This is a genomic window from Arthrobacter sp. UYCu723 (assembly GCF_054059215.1).
In genome coordinates this window covers 1596177-1609576 of sequence record NZ_JBSSBW010000001.1, presented here as the reverse complement: position 1 = coordinate 1609576, position 13400 = coordinate 1596177, and the positions used below count along the sequence as shown (strand labels likewise).

Genomic DNA, 13400 nt, shown 5'->3' with positions numbered 1-13400 from the left:
TCTTCGGCCGGCAGAGTGGGGGACCTGTTCGGCCGCTCACACTCTTCAACTCGGCGCCTTGCTGTTCACCCGAAAGGCCGCCAGTCTCGGAAAACAACAGTTTGATAAGACACTGGGCCAGGAGTTCCGGCCCGGGGCTTTGACAGTCTTCTGGTGTCATTTTCCGAAGACGTCTGCACGAAATGTCCAAAGTCGTCTGCACGGCCACTAACGGCCACTACAGGTCCGTAAGGGGAACCTGCGGGAATCCTGGCCGCTAAAGTCTACCGATGCGCTGTAGAGGTCGCGGATGTGAAAAGCAGACTTGAGGTTCAGCTGGCGCCGCGGCTGGCTTTCCTTGAGGCTGTCGATAAGAACGGATGCTCCGACCCACGTCGCTGTGGAGAGCCCGGGCAGAGCGACGAATCCAACTGACGCCGACTCCGCCCACTTCGTCCAAGCCGAGCAGCCAGACCTCGTCGCGGAAGGGATGGGCGCTAAGTGACCCCGCGTTTCCTGGGGACGCCGCCGGGCAGTTGGACCCTACCGCCGCCCGGGGGACAGGCCCATAATCGGGCGTATCAACCCGTGCAGAAAATGGAGGCGGTCGACGTGTCGGTCTATACGCTTGGAATCTGGCTGGTTCACCCCGGCCGCGAGAACGATTTCGTGCAGGCCTGGCGGGATCTGGCCAGGAAGACGAAGGAAGATTTCCCGCACGCGAAGGCAGTGCTGATGCACGACCATGACGTGCCCAATCGGTTCATCAGTACCGGACCGTGGGAATCGATTGAACAAATCGAGCAGTGGCGGGCCTCAGCGGTGTACAAGCAGGGCGTGGAGGCCATGCGTGAACTCCTGGAACACTTCGAGCCGCACACCCTGGACGAGGCCGCCAGCATCGGCTGGGATACGCCCTAGCCGGCTATCGGTTTGCGGGCTCCCCGTCTGCCAGCGCCCCGAGTACCGCGGGCAGGAGCACGCCGTTCCGTCCCCAGACCGGGTCGAAGACCTCGACGTACCAGGCGTCTGCCAGCACGAGCGCCAGGCTCTCATTGGCCTCCTCGGACCAGTCGCGGAGCTGATCGTCGCCGACAGGAACCTCGCTGCTGCCTAGCACCGTCACCACCTCGCCGCCCCGCAGGGTGACGGGAATGGACGCCTGGCTGGCTTCGCCGGGGGCGTGAGCCACGGTCACCAGATCAGTACGGCCGGACAGCTCCAGGAGTGCTGCCGCTGACTCCACACTGCAAAAGCCCGTCACATAGGCGCGTTGGGAATGCCCCTCGGTCAGCACTCCCGGCTGCGATTCCTTGGTGAACAGCCCGTTGCGGTTCAGCTCCGCGAGATCGAGGGCGATCGCCCGGGTTTCGTCGTCGATTCGCGGCGCAAAGGTTCCCGGCTGGTACTCGCTGTGGCCTTCCAGCCAGCGTGCGGTCAGCTCGCCGGCGGCCGGAATGGTCCCGGCCTGACGCCAGATCTCGCGGTCCGCGAGGAGCCGCCCGAAGGTGTCCCGTTCCGTGGTGAACCTGTCTTCCGCCATCGGATTTACGCTTCCCTTGCGGCAGACGGCACGGCTGAGGGTCCACCGGGACCGACGCCCGCCGGTGCGACGGTGGTCCCGATGTGCTGTTGAAGCAGCAGCGTTAGTCGCTCGCAGCTCAGGCGCAGCGCCTCAAGTTCACGCCGGCTGTACTCGTCGAGGCTGCGGTGGATCAGCTCGGCGAGTACCCCGGCATCATTGTCCACCTCGAACTCATGATCCAGCGTGACCTCGGAGGACCCCTCGGAACGGCGGATCGCCCAGCCGCCGCCGAGACGCAGCAGCGGAGATTCCAGCCCAAGCTGACGGAACTCGGCGCGGAGTTCCGCGGCATCAAAAATCCGATGGCAGTGGCTCGAGTTCAGGGAACCGTTGGACACCACCGAGGTCCGCAGCTCATGGTTCGAATCGTCGCCGCTGACCCGCTCGGAGTACACCGTGAGTCCCTCCAGATACGGCCAGTGCGAGGAGTCCCGCAGCATGCGGAAGATCAGCTCGCCTGGGGCATCGATGATGAGCCGGTGAGTTGTCCGGCGCGTTGTCTGCGGCAAGTCCACACCTCCTGTAATCAGCGGGCTTACTTAGCAGGCTAGGCCAGCAGCGCCCCGCCGCGCAGAAAATCTTCCCGCCGCGTCACGCTGGGCAATGTTGGGTAACACTGAGCCTCCCGGTTCATCTCCGCGGCCCCCTCATGAAGCACCGTGACCCCCGGTATCCCTTGGTTTCGCGGCACTTTGACCGGCTTCTGGCGGCGCCGGATAGTTGCTGGCACCAGCACGAATCCGAGACTTCCAAGGGGAGAACAATGTCCAGCACCACACTCACATCCGGCGTCAGCGCGGCGCTCGCCGCCACCACCACCCTGCTGGCCCTCACGGCCTGCTCCGATCCCGGCGCGTCCGCTGCCGCCGGCGCCAACCCGGCGGCGTCGTCCTCGTCGTCCGCCGCGGTCAAGCAGTTCAACCTCTCGCCCCAGCAGGACCGGGTGAAGGTCACCGTCAGCCCGGAAGCCGCCGCCCTGGTCCCGGACGCAATCAAGCAGGACGGCAAGCTGACCGTCGCGGCCAGCCCCTTCGCGGCCCCGCTGGCCGTGTACGCGACCGATAACAAGACGCCGGTGGGCAACGAGGTGGACATCGCCGTCGCGCTGGCCCAGTCGCTGGGGCTGGAAGCGGAGATCGTCCCGACCGCCTGGGCGGACTGGCCCCTCGGCGTCGACTCCGGCAAGTACGAGGCCGTGCTGTCCAACGTGACCGTGACGGAGGAGCGCAAGCTCAAGTTCGACTTCGCCAGCTACCGCGACGACAAGCTGGGCTTCTACGCCAAGGCCGACAGCTCCATCGGCAAGGTGGAGGCGGCCGAGGACGTGGCCGGCAAGCGCGTCATCGTGGGCTCGGGCACCAACCAGGAATCCATCCTGCTGCGCTGGGACGAGGAGAACAAGAAAAAGGGCCTGAAGCCGGTCGAGTTCCAGTATTACGACGACGACTCGGCCTCCCAGCTGGCCCTGCAGTCCGGCCGCGCCGACCTCACTTTCGGCCCCAACGCCACGGCAGCGTTCAAGGCCGCCACTGACGCCAAGACCAAGCTTGTGGGCCTGGTCGACGGCGGCTGGCCGCTGAAGGCCAGCATCGCCGCCACCACCAAGAAGGGCAACGGCTTTGCCGCCGCGGCTGCGGCCGGTCTGAACCACCTGATCGAGGACGGCAGCTACGCCAAGATCCTGGACCGCTGGGGGCTGAGCTCCGAGGCCGTCACGAAGTCCGAGCTGAACCCCGCGGGCCTGCCCAAGAAGTAGCCGCACCGAGGCACAAAGAATCCCCGCCGGAAGGTGTCCGGCGGGGATTCCTTGTGCCTGTGTGGTGATGAGCGGGCCGGGATCCTCTAGAGATACTGCTGCCAGAGCGTCAGCTGCAGCCGGATGGTGCCGGAGCTGCCGATGGTGCTGCTGTCCGTTCCGGTGTTTCCCACGGCCGTGCCGGATTCCGAATCGCTCATCGTCTAGGCCCGCGCCGCTGCGGCGTCAGAGGCGCCGGGACCGGTCACGACAACGTCGCCGCCGGGACGGACCGGGGTGGCCAGTCCGAGGTTTTCCCGCAGCGTGGTGCCGGCGTATTCCGTCGGGTAGATGCCGCGCTCCTGCAGGGCAGGAACCAGGTGGTTGACGATGTCATCCAGCCCGCTCGGGATGAGCCACGGCGAGATATTGAACCCGTCGACGGCGCCGGTGCGGGCGTACTCCACCAGCCGGTCCGCCACCTCCGTGTAGGAACCCGTGAAGGTGGAGTCCCCGCGGGTGGTCTTGGCGGAGACGAACTGGCGGATGGAGAGGCCCTTTTCCTTGGCCTCGGCACGCCACTGGTCCGCCAGCTGCCGGGCCTTCGCACCGTGGAAACCGCTGCCACGGGTTTCCGAGGTTTCCTCCACCACGGGATCGATGACCGGCAGCGGGCCGTCCGGGTCAAACTCCTGCAGCTCCCGCCCCCAGAACTGCTCCAGGTAGGCGACGGCCTGCTGCGGACCGATCTGCAGGCTCCGCACCCACTCCTTCTTCGCCAGGGCCTCCTGCGGGGTGGCGGCCAGGATGAACTCGCTCGCGGGCATGATTTTGACGTCGTTGGCGCCCCGGCCGGCCTTGAGCGTGCGTTCCACAATGTCGCGGCGGAACGCCAGGGCGTCATCGAGCTGGGGGTGGGCGGAGAAGATCACGTCGGCCTGGCGCGCGGCGAAGTCCCGGCCGTCCGGCGAATCGCCGGCCTGGAACAGGACCGGCCGGTACTGGGCGCTGCGCGGCAGCCGCGGCGTGACGTCCACGGTGTAATGCTTGCCGGCGTGCTGCACCCGGCGGACCGCACCGGGAACGGCCCAGCGGGCAGCGGCCGGGGAGGACGCGACGGCGCCGTCGTCCCAGGCATCCCAGATCCGCTTGGCGGTCTCCACGAAGGCTTCGGCGTGGACATAGCGGTCCGCGTGGTCGAGGTAGCCGCCGCGGCGGAAGTTCGCCCCGGTCCAGGCGTTATCCGTGGTGACGATGTTCCAGGCGGCGCGGCCGCCGGAGATCAGGTCCAGGGAGGAGAGCCGGTGGGCGAGGTCGGCGGGATCGTTGTAGGTGGTGTTCTGCGTGGCCACCAGCCCGATGTGCGAGGTCACGGCGGCGAGGGCCGCAAGCGCTGTCTGCGCGTCGGGCCGGCCGGCGACGTCAAGGGCGTGCGGCCGGCCGAGGTGTTCGCGCAGCCGCAGCCCCTCGCCGAGGAAAAACGCGGAGAACAAGCCGCGCTCGGCCGTCTGGGCGATGCGCCGGAAAGACTCGAAGTCCGTCTGGGAGCCCGACTCGGCCGTCTTCCAGATAGTTCCCGAGTTGACGCCCTGGAAGAAGACCCCGAGGCTGAGCTGCCCGGAAGGCCTGAACTCCGGGCCCGGATTTACAGTGTGGCTCATGGTTCTCTCCTTAGGATCGTGCGCTGGAAGCGGCGGATGCGGAAGCGGCGGCGTAGCGGCTGATGGGCCGGGCGAGTCCCAGCTGCTCCCGGAAGGTGGCGTCCCGATCCGCTGGCGCCAGGACTCTCCGTCGGCGCAGTTCGGGAAGGACCCGCCGGGACAGTTCTTCCAGCTCGGTGTCCAGCACGGCCGGATGGAGGCGGACCCCCTCGGCCACGGTCAGGACTTCGGCCAGAAGGTCGGTGAGCTCCGCGGCCGTCCCCACAAACCGCGCACGCGGGCTCTGCCACGGGGCATAGCTGTCCAGTTCGGCGAGCCGCCCGGCGGCGCTCTGCCCGCGGGAGTCCAGGGCGACGTCGAGTTCCGCGATCAGCGCCGGGGTGTGCGCCGCCGCGCCGAAAATGGCGCCGAGGGTTGCGCGTGTTTCTGCGAGTTCGGCAGCGAGCAGATCCGGCGTGGGGGCGGAGACCAGGAGTGCATCCACGGCGCCGGCGGCCAGTGCCTCGGGATTCAGCAGGCCGGCCGGCGCGAGCACGGGAAGCTGGCCCTGCAGCGGCCGCGGAATGATCGACGGGCCTTTGACGGAGTAGCTCCCGCCCTCGAAGTCAAAATAGTGAAGCTTGTCCACGTCCAGGTAGCGCCCGGTGGGGACGTCCCGGATCACCGCATCGTCCTCCCAGGAGTCCCAGAGCCGGCGGCTCACCTCGACCGAGTCACCGGCTTCCTGCGCCAGCCGCTCCTGCTGCACGGCGGTGCGTCCGACGGCTGCGGCGTCGGCGGCGCTGGCCGAGGCGCCCACGAGCCACCCGGCCCGCCCGCCCGAGACATAGTCCAGGCTGGCGAGCTGGGTGGAGACGTGGAAGGGCTCCGTGTAGACCGTGTCGAGTTCGGGGATCAGGGCGATGGAGCGCGTGATGGGTCCGGCGAAGGCCGCGCGCTGCAGGGCGTTGAGCCGTGCGGCGGCGTCCGCGCCGTCGTTGTCCGTGCCGTCGTTGTCCGTGCCGTCGCTGTCCGCCAGCGGGATGTCGCTGAACGTGGCGGCGTGGAATCCGGCGGTTTCGGCGGCCAGCACCACCGCGCGGAGCCGGTCCGGGGTCAGCACCGCGGCGGGAGCTGTCCGCACGGCCCGCCAGGCGGCGGGGTGGCTGCCGGCGGCGTCGAGTTCCAGCAGCAGGAGGCCGCGGCCCTGCCTGCCGAGTTCCGGGCTGGAGTTGAAGGGCTCCCGGGGTTCGGGTGCAGTGCTCATGAGGCGTCCTGACGTTCGAAAGGGATCTGTTCTCCGGCCGCGATGGCAACCGGCAGCCGGTTTTCCGCGGGCGGCAGCGGGCATGTGGCGAGGTCCGTGTAGGCGCAAGGCAGGTTGACGGCCCGGTTGAAGTCGAGCGTGACCGTGCCGTCCGCGACGGGGGCCGCAACGCTGAGCGCTCGGTTCGCCGCGTAGGTGGTCCTGCCCGAGGTCGCGTCGGTGAACAGCACGGACAACGTGCCCGGCGCGTGGCCGTTGAACGCCGTGAGGACCAGGTCCTGGCCGCCCAGCCGGAAGCGCAGCTCGCCGGGCGCCTCGTAGACGTGCTGGATTCCTTCGACCGCGGCACCCACGGTGGTGCTGCGCGGCTGCTCAAAGGGGACGAATATGCCAGAAACGGAATATTCAGGATTGGGTGCGTAGGCGGAGGTTCCCCGGTAGCCGGCCAGCAGACCGTTGCCCGGGTGCCGGGGACGGACGATGTACACGCCGCCGCGCTTGGCGAGCTCGATCACGGTGTCGCCCGAGACCAGGTCCAGGCCGCCGCGTTCCTCGATCGGTTCGAAGATCACGGTGGCGCCTGCACCGTCGGGGTTCAGTTCCTGCCCGTCGCGGAGGACGCGTTCGCCTGCCCCCAAGACCAGGCGGACGGCGTCGTCCTCGACGCTCCAGGTGCCGGGCGCACCGTCCAGGCGGGCCGGCTCGGCCCCGAGCCAGTGCAGGTGGTTGACGGCGAGGAACCCGTGCGGGGCCGCGCGCTGGCGTTCGTGGGCGGCGTGCCATGCGGCCCAGTCCGCGGCGAACGCTTCGGCACTCTCGGCGGGGGCGGCAGTTTCAGTGGGCGTAGGCATTCGAGCTCCTGTGGTTGGCGTGGTCGGTGGCGACTCGGGCTGCGGCGTCGGGTTCGGTGGCGTCTGCTATGCCGGCGGGGATGACCTCGAGCGCGAACCGCTCCAGGATGTCCAGCTGCTGCCCGAACGGCAGCGTGGTGGGCAGGGAAATGGACTGCAGGTCGTGGCCGTAGAGCTCGTGGTAGCTGAGGATCTTGTCGATCACCTGTTCCGGGCTGCCCACGAGGGCCGGACCTTCGGCGACGGCGTGGTCGATGTCCCGGTACGGCGAGTTGTTGCCGGGGACGTTGCGGCCGGCGGTGAGTGCCTCATAGACCGGGCCGAACTGGCGCTTGGCTTCCTGCGTGGTGTCCGCGATGAACACCCCTCCCGCGCCGGCGCCTGAGCCCAGGTACTGGTGCCGCGGGTCGTGGCCCTGGCGTTCGTATTCCTCGCGGTAATGGTCGATCAGCACCTTGTAGTTTTCGCGCGGCTGGATCGCATTGGCAGTGAACAGCGGATCGCCCCACTGCGCCGCCAGCGCCGCGGAGGTCAGGCTCGTGGCCGAACCGTGCCACACCCGCGGTGCGCCCGCGAACGGCCGCGGCGTCGTGGTGGTGGGCTCGGTCAGCGCCGGGCGGAACTTCCCGGACCACGTAACGTTCTCCTCGGTCCAGAGCCGCCGCAGCAGCCCGTACTTTTCCGCCAGCAGCTCCCACTGGTCCTCAAGGTCCAGTCCGAACAGCGGGTACTGCAGCACCTCGTTGCCCTTGCCGATCACGAGTTCCAGCCGGCCGCGGCTCAGCTGGTCGATCGTGGCGTAATCCTCCGCCACCCGCACCGGGTCCAGGACGGAGAGCACCGTCACCCCGCTCTGCAGCCGGATTCGACTTGTCACCGCGGCAATGGCGGCCAGCACGGTGGTGGGGGAGGAGGAGATGAACTCGCCGGCATGCCGTTCCCCGACCGAGAAGCTGTCGTAGCCCAGTTCCTCGGCGCGTTGCGCCGTTTCGAGCACCCGGTTGAGCCGGTCAGCGGTGGAAACGATCTCCCCGGTCACCGGGTTCTTCAGGTGCGGAATGATGTCCAGGACTTGGAATTTCACTGTGTTTCCCCTGCCAGGGGGGTCCCGAAGTTCGTCTCGGTGACAGTCGTGGATTCGGGCAGAGCTTCCTCGGCGAGCCCCCAGCGTTCCAGCACCTTGCCGTAGGAGCCGTCCTTGATCGCGGAGTTCAACGCGTCCGTGATGGCCGGGGCCAGGCCGTTGCCCTTGAGCGTGGTCGCGGCCACGAGGGTCTCAGAGGGCCAGCCGGCGTTGACCTTGCCTACCACCTTGAGGTCATCACGGGTGTTCTCCCGGTAGGTCACGGACGGGAAGGGGGCGATGTTCAGGTCGGTGCGGCCGGAGGACAGCGCCAGAATGGTGTCGGCGTCGGAGGAGTAATACTGCAGCACGGCGGGGGCCTTGCCCTTGGCTTCGAGTTCCTGGTTCCAGGCAATCAGGATCTTCTCCTGGTTGGTGCCGGAGCCCACGGAGATTTTTCGGCCGGAGATGTCGTCCGAGCCCTTGATGTCGTACGTGGAGCTCTTCTTGGCCTCGAAGCCCATGTAGGCGGCCCGGTAGCTGGAGAAGTCGAAGAGCTTCACCCGGGCGGCGTTGATGCCCACGTTGGAGAACACGGCCTCGAAGTCGCCGGACTGGGTCTTCAGCGGCCAGTTCTCCCAGGAGGTCACCTGGACGTCCAGTTCCAGGCCCAGTTTGTCTGCGACCAGCTGGGCGATGTCCAGCTCGACGCCGATCGGGGTCTTGTCGTCGCTGGCGTGGAAGGACAGCGGGATGGATCCGGCGGTGGTGGCCACGGTCAGTTTGCCGTCCTTGTTGATCAGCTCGGGGACCTTCGCGGCCAGGGCCGGGTCCTTCTCCGCCCGGAGGCGCTGCTGGTCCGGTGAGGTGTTGTAGACGACGCCGTTGCGGGCCGCCGTCGTTGCTGGCTGTGCGCCGACCGCCGCGGCGCCGGGATCGGAGCAGCCGCTGAGTGCCAGCGTGCCGGCCAGGGTGCCGAGGAGGACGACGGCGGGAAGCGCCGGGAGTCTGCGGAGACGGACCGTGGGGGTGCTGAGGGTTGCCATGGGTGTTCCTTAGATGTTGAAGGCGGGTTCGATCACCTTGGAGAAGAAGCTCCGGGTGCGTTCTTCCTGCGGGTTGGTGAAGATGTCTTTGGGGCTGCCCTGTTCGACGATCTGGCCCTGGTCCATGAAGATCACGGTGTCCGCGACGTCGCGGGCGAAGCCCATTTCGTGGGTGACGATGATCAGGGTGGTCCCGGACGTGGCGAGCTCTCGGATGACATCGAGGACCTCGTTGACCAGCTCCGGGTCCAGGGCGGACGTGGGTTCGTCGAAGAGCAGGATCTTGGGGTCCAGTGCCAGCGCGCGGGCGATCGCCACGCGCTGCTGCTGGCCGCCGGAGAGCTGGCGCGGGTAGGCGCCGGCGCGGTCCTTCAGGCCGACGCGGTCCAGGAGTTCCAGGCCGCGCTCGCGGGCTTCCGCCTTGGAGCGGCGCTGTTTTCCGGAACGCTGGGCGACGACGGGTGCCTCGGTGACGTTTTCCAGCGCGGTCAGGTGCGGGAAGAGGTTGAAGTTCTGGAACACCATGCCGATTTCGGTGCGTTGCTTCAGGATGTCCTTTTCCCGCAGCTCGTGAAGCCTGCTGCCACGGACCTCGTAGCCCACCAGCGTGCCGTCGATGGCGACGAAGCCGCCGTCGACCTTTTCCAGGTGGTTGATGGTCCGCAGCAGGGTGGACTTGCCGGAACCGGAGGGTCCGACGATCACGGCCACGCCGCCCGGTTCCACGGTCAACGTGATGCCCTTGAGGACCTCCACGGCGCCGAAGGACTTCCGGACCTTGGTGATTTCCACGAGGCCGCGGGTGGCCCCGGCGCCTTTGGTGGCATTGGTAGCCGGGACGGTGGGGGTTTCGGCGGCAACGGTGCTCATCGGGTTACCTTCGCTGAGTTGTCGGCAGACAGGGCGTGGGTGGACAGGAATTTGCGGGCCTTCTGCAGCGGGGTCAGCGGCAGGGTGCGGACCGCTCCGCGGGAGTAGTGCCGCTCGATGTAGTACTGGAAGACGCTCAGCACCGAGGTGATCACGACGTACCAGAGGGTCGCCACGAGCAGCAGCGGCAGGACCTGCTGGGTCCGGTTGTAGATGACCTGGACGGTGTAGAAGAGCTCGGAGTATGCCAGCACATAGACAATGGACGTGCCCTTGACCAGGCCGATGATCTCGTTGAAGGCCGTGGGCAGGATGGCGCGCATTGCCTGTGGCAGGACGATCCGGGTGGAGCGCCGCCAGGCCGGGATGCCGAGCGCCGCGGCGGCCTCCAGCTGGCCCTGGTCCACAGACAAGATGCCGCCGCGGATGATCTCGGCCGAGTAGGCCGCCTGGTTCAGGGTCAGGCCGAGGACCGCCGCCGCGAACTGGCTGATCAGCGTCGTGGTCTGCACCTCGAAGAACCGGACGTCCGTGAAGGGGATGCCCAGGCCGATCTTCTCGTACAGGTACCCGAGGTTGTACCAGAGCAGCATCTGCACCAGCAGCGGGGTGGAGCGAAAAATCCAGGAGAAAGTCCAGGACACGGACACCAGCAGCGGGGATGCGGACAGGCGCATGATGGCCAGGATGAAGCCCAGCACAAAGCCGAGGATCCCGGAGATGGCGGTCAGTTTGAGCGTCTCCAGCAGGCCGTCCACGATCGACTTCGCGGTGAACCACTGCGCCACGACGCCCCACTCCCAGCGCGGGTTGGTGGCAAGGGACCATGCGATGCCGGCGACGCCCAGGGCCACGACGGCGGTGCCCACCCAGCGCCAGGGGTGGCGGGCCGGGACCACCCGGTATTCGGCGTAGTCGGTGGCGGGGCGGCGGGGTCCCGGGTGGGATCCGCCGTTGCGGTCCTTGCCGCTGTTGGCGGGCGCCGCACCGGCAGGGGACTCTGTGACCACCGGCTCGGGTGCAGACTGCGTCACCGTGGCTGTTGTTGAACTCATGCGCCACCTCGCTTCCAGTTGCTTCGTTGGGGTTCGGTTGGCTGCAAATCTAGGGGTGCCTCGAAAGCCCGGCAAGGCGGCAAGTTGCATTGGTTCACGGGGCTACGCGCTGCGTCATGAGACGGTTTCTTGCGCCTTTTGACGCGCCGTTACGCGGGGTGAACCGCCGTGAACGGAGCCTCGCCCGCCGCCCGTTCCGGTGCCTAGCATGAGGGCCCTGAGCCACCCGGAATATGTGCCGCCCTGAATAGGAGTCCCCATGCCAGCGAGTCCGCCGTCCGTGGTCTTTGTCGGCGGCGGCCCGCGCACCGCCGGCATCCTGGAACGTCTGGCCGCCAACCGGCCGGAGCTCTTCAGCGGGAGCATGGACATCCACGTCGTGGAGCCGCACACCGCGGGCTCCGGGCGGATCTGGGGCTACCGGCAGCACCCGGGCCTGATGCTGAACTCGGCCGCGGCGGACGTCACCATGTTCACGGACGCCTCGGTGCAGTGCGAAGGACCAGCCGCGGAGGGACCTGCGCTGGCCGATTGGGCCGCCGGAGTGCTGGACGGCTCAGTTGCGGACGTCCCGGAGCTCCCGGCCGGCTTGCGGTGGCAGCTGAAGGAACTCTCCGGCACCACGTTCCCCACACGGCAGCTCCAGAGCGCCTATCTCGAGTGGTTCTTCCGGCGCGCCGTCGCCCAGCTTGCTCCCGGCGCTCCGGTCACCGTCCATCGGGACACCGCCGTCGGCCTCGAAGCTGTCACTGAGGACGACGCCGGCGGGTACCTTGTGCGGCTGGCCGGCGGCACGGCGCTGCGCGCCGACGTCGTGGTCACCGCACTGGGGCACACGGATTCGCTGCCCGATGCGGCATCCGCGGCCTGGGCGGACTTCGCCGCCCGGCACGGGGGCTTCCATGCGGCGCCCAGCTACACGAGCGACGTCGACTACTCGCCGATCCGTGCGGGACAGGACGTGATTGTCGCGGGCATGGGGCTCGCGTTCGTTGACCTGCTGGTCCTGCTGACGGAAGGCCGGGGCGGCCGCTTCGAGGACACCCCCGACGGCGGCCTGAGGTACCTCACGTCCGGAGCAGAGCCGCGGATCTGGGCCGGGTCCCGGCGGGGCGTGCCCTACCACTCGAAGATCTCCTCCACGCTGCGCGGCGAGCCCGCCGGGGCGCCGCGGTTCTTCACCGCCGGGGCAATCGATGCCCTCCTGGCGGACCACGGCGAACTGGATTTCCGCACCCAGCTCTGGCCGCTCATCGCCAAGGACGCCGGCTACGGCTACTATCGTGAGCTGTTCACCGGCTACCCGGAGCGGGCCAGCATCGGCTGGGACGAGTTTGCCGGGCGCTTCGCAGCCGTGGACTGGTACAGCCAGGAACGGCGCCGGCTGGTGGCCGAGTCCGTACCCGATCCGGAACTGCACCTGGACCTCGAACAGCTGGATCACCCCTTCGCCGGCCGGAGTTTCTCCGGACTGGACGAGGTCCAGGACGCCGTGACCGGCTACATCGAAAACGACCTGCGGCTGCGCACCGGGCCGGACCACTCCGAAACCCTCGCGCTTTTCACCGCCCTGCTCAAGGTGTACATGGACCTGGGCCGGCTGGTGCCGCCGGAGCGGCTGACCTCCCGCTCGCAGCAGGACGTCCATGGCTGGTGGCACGGCTTCTTCAGCTTTGTGGACTCCGGCCCGCCGCCGCGCCGGCTGCGCGAGATGCTGGCCCTGCACCGGGCGGGCGTCCTGCGGTTCCTCGGCCCGAGGCTGCAGGTCTCGGCGGAGGAGAAATCGGGCGCTTCGTGGCGCGCCAGGCCCGCTCCGGGGCTGGCGACACCGGCTCCGGCGTCACCGTGGCGGCCACCGCCTTCATCGAGGCGCGGCTGCCGGCACCGTCCGTGGACCGCTCGGCGAACCCGCTGTTGCGCCAGCTGCACCGCGCCGGGATCGGCGCCGGACAGCAGTTGCTCAGCGCGGACGGACTGCACTCCACCGGGCGGCTCCTCGTCTCGGAACACAACGAGCTGCTCAGCTCCGTGGGGGAGCGGCAGCCGAGGCTGTTCGGCGTGGGCCCGGGAACCTCCGGCTGGGGCGCCGGGGCATTTGCCCGCCCAGGCACCAACGCCGCACCCTTCCGTGAAAACGATGCCCTCGCCCGGCGTATCCTGACTATCCTCGCGGGGGACCAGGTGCGCCAGCAGGGGGCCACCGCCGGCAGAAAGGCCTGACCATGCACCACCCAACGATCCCGGCGGCATCGCCGCCGAGCACCCCAGCGTTGACGGCGCCGGAACTGAAAGCGCCGGAACTGACGGTG

Annotated in this window: 11 protein-coding genes and 1 pseudogene; 3 read left to right on the top strand and 9 right to left on the bottom strand. The window is 68.3% G+C overall.

Annotated elements, in window-relative coordinates; all coding sequences use genetic code 11:
- Positions 1–480: 480 nt before the first annotated feature.
- Positions 481–900: an antibiotic biosynthesis monooxygenase family protein gene (locus ACVWZ8_RS07475; RefSeq protein WP_426975479.1), complete on the top strand. Its 420-nt coding sequence runs from the start codon at positions 481–483 to the stop codon at positions 898–900.
- A gap of 4 nt (positions 901–904) precedes the next feature.
- Here the strand turns inward: ACVWZ8_RS07475 and ACVWZ8_RS07470 are convergent, their stop codons facing one another.
- Together ACVWZ8_RS07470 and ACVWZ8_RS07465 are read right to left on the bottom strand one after the other, a co-directional pair.
- Positions 905–1522 (bottom strand): DUF6919 domain-containing protein, encoded by a 618-nt coding sequence (locus ACVWZ8_RS07470; RefSeq protein ID WP_426975480.1) that lies wholly within the window; start codon positions 1520–1522, stop codon positions 905–907.
- 5 nt (positions 1523–1527) lie between these two features.
- On the bottom strand, positions 1528–2079 hold the full coding sequence (locus ACVWZ8_RS07465; RefSeq protein ID WP_456504259.1) for an SRPBCC family protein: 552 nt from the start codon (positions 2077–2079) through the stop codon (positions 1528–1530).
- 248 nt (positions 2080–2327) lie between these two features.
- Here ACVWZ8_RS07465 and ACVWZ8_RS07460 point away from each other — a divergent pair, with 248 nt between their 5' ends.
- Positions 2328–3320, top strand: a complete 993-nt coding sequence (locus ACVWZ8_RS07460; RefSeq protein WP_456504258.1) for an ABC transporter substrate-binding protein — start codon at positions 2328–2330, stop codon at positions 3318–3320.
- 203 nt (positions 3321–3523) lie between these two features.
- Here the strand turns inward: ACVWZ8_RS07460 and ACVWZ8_RS07455 are convergent, their stop codons facing one another.
- From ACVWZ8_RS07455 to ACVWZ8_RS07425, 7 genes are read right to left on the bottom strand one after another with little or no spacing between them, the layout of a single operon-like run.
- Positions 3524–4960: an NtaA/DmoA family FMN-dependent monooxygenase gene (locus ACVWZ8_RS07455; protein WP_426975483.1), complete on the bottom strand. Its 1437-nt coding sequence runs from the start codon at positions 4958–4960 to the stop codon at positions 3524–3526.
- 10 nt (positions 4961–4970) lie between these two features.
- The gene (locus ACVWZ8_RS07450; RefSeq protein WP_456504257.1) at positions 4971–6206 is read right to left on the bottom strand and encodes an LLM class flavin-dependent oxidoreductase; all 1236 of its coding nucleotides are present in this window, start codon (positions 6204–6206) and stop codon (positions 4971–4973) included.
- On the bottom strand, positions 6203–7057 hold the full coding sequence (locus ACVWZ8_RS07445; protein ID WP_426975486.1) for a DUF1684 domain-containing protein: 855 nt from the start codon (positions 7055–7057) through the stop codon (positions 6203–6205). Before ACVWZ8_RS07445 ends, ACVWZ8_RS07450 begins: the two co-directional genes overlap by 4 nt.
- Complete coding sequence (locus ACVWZ8_RS07440; protein ID WP_456504256.1) at positions 7041–8141, bottom strand: LLM class flavin-dependent oxidoreductase; 1101 nt, start codon at positions 8139–8141, stop codon at positions 7041–7043. Before ACVWZ8_RS07440 ends, ACVWZ8_RS07445 begins: the two co-directional genes overlap by 17 nt.
- Complete coding sequence (locus tag ACVWZ8_RS07435; protein WP_456504255.1) at positions 8138–9166, bottom strand: transporter substrate-binding domain-containing protein; 1029 nt, start codon at positions 9164–9166, stop codon at positions 8138–8140. The genes ACVWZ8_RS07440 and ACVWZ8_RS07435 overlap by 4 nt, the downstream gene beginning before the upstream one ends.
- 9 nt (positions 9167–9175) lie before the next feature.
- Positions 9176–10036 carry an amino acid ABC transporter ATP-binding protein gene (locus ACVWZ8_RS07430; protein WP_456504254.1) on the bottom strand — a complete coding sequence of 287 codons (861 nt, stop codon included), beginning with the start codon at positions 10034–10036 and terminating at the stop codon, positions 9176–9178.
- Positions 10033–11091: an amino acid ABC transporter permease gene (locus ACVWZ8_RS07425; protein ID WP_426975492.1), complete on the bottom strand. Its 1059-nt coding sequence runs from the start codon at positions 11089–11091 to the stop codon at positions 10033–10035. Before ACVWZ8_RS07425 ends, ACVWZ8_RS07430 begins: the two co-directional genes overlap by 4 nt.
- A gap of 259 nt (positions 11092–11350) precedes the next feature.
- Between ACVWZ8_RS07425 and ACVWZ8_RS07420 the strand changes: the two are divergent.
- Positions 11351–13311 (top strand): annotated as a pseudogene (locus ACVWZ8_RS07420) (FAD/NAD(P)-binding protein).
- The last annotated feature ends 89 nt before the right edge of the window (positions 13312–13400 follow it).

What these genes read in the sequence shown, in the direction of transcription:
- ACVWZ8_RS07470 (WP_426975480.1), bottom strand. Translation starts at nt 1,522, where the DNA reads ATGGCGGAAGACAGGTTCACCACGGAACGGGACACCTTCGGGCGGCTC.
- ACVWZ8_RS07460 (WP_456504258.1), top strand. Translation starts at nt 2,328, where the DNA reads ATGTCCAGCACCACACTCACATCCGGCGTCAGCGCGGCGCTCGCCGCC.
- ACVWZ8_RS07455 (WP_426975483.1), bottom strand. Translation starts at nt 4,960, where the DNA reads ATGAGCCACACTGTAAATCCGGGCCCGGAGTTCAGGCCTTCCGGGCAG.
- ACVWZ8_RS07450 (WP_456504257.1), bottom strand. Translation starts at nt 6,206, where the DNA reads ATGAGCACTGCACCCGAACCCCGGGAGCCCTTCAACTCCAGCCCGGAA.
- ACVWZ8_RS07445 (WP_426975486.1), bottom strand. Translation starts at nt 7,057, where the DNA reads ATGCCTACGCCCACTGAAACTGCCGCCCCCGCCGAGAGTGCCGAAGCG.
- ACVWZ8_RS07435 (WP_456504255.1), bottom strand. Translation starts at nt 9,166, where the DNA reads ATGGCAACCCTCAGCACCCCCACGGTCCGTCTCCGCAGACTCCCGGCG.
- ACVWZ8_RS07430 (WP_456504254.1), bottom strand. Translation starts at nt 10,036, where the DNA reads ATGAGCACCGTTGCCGCCGAAACCCCCACCGTCCCGGCTACCAATGCC.
- ACVWZ8_RS07425 (WP_426975492.1), bottom strand. Translation starts at nt 11,091, where the DNA reads ATGAGTTCAACAACAGCCACGGTGACGCAGTCTGCACCCGAGCCGGTG.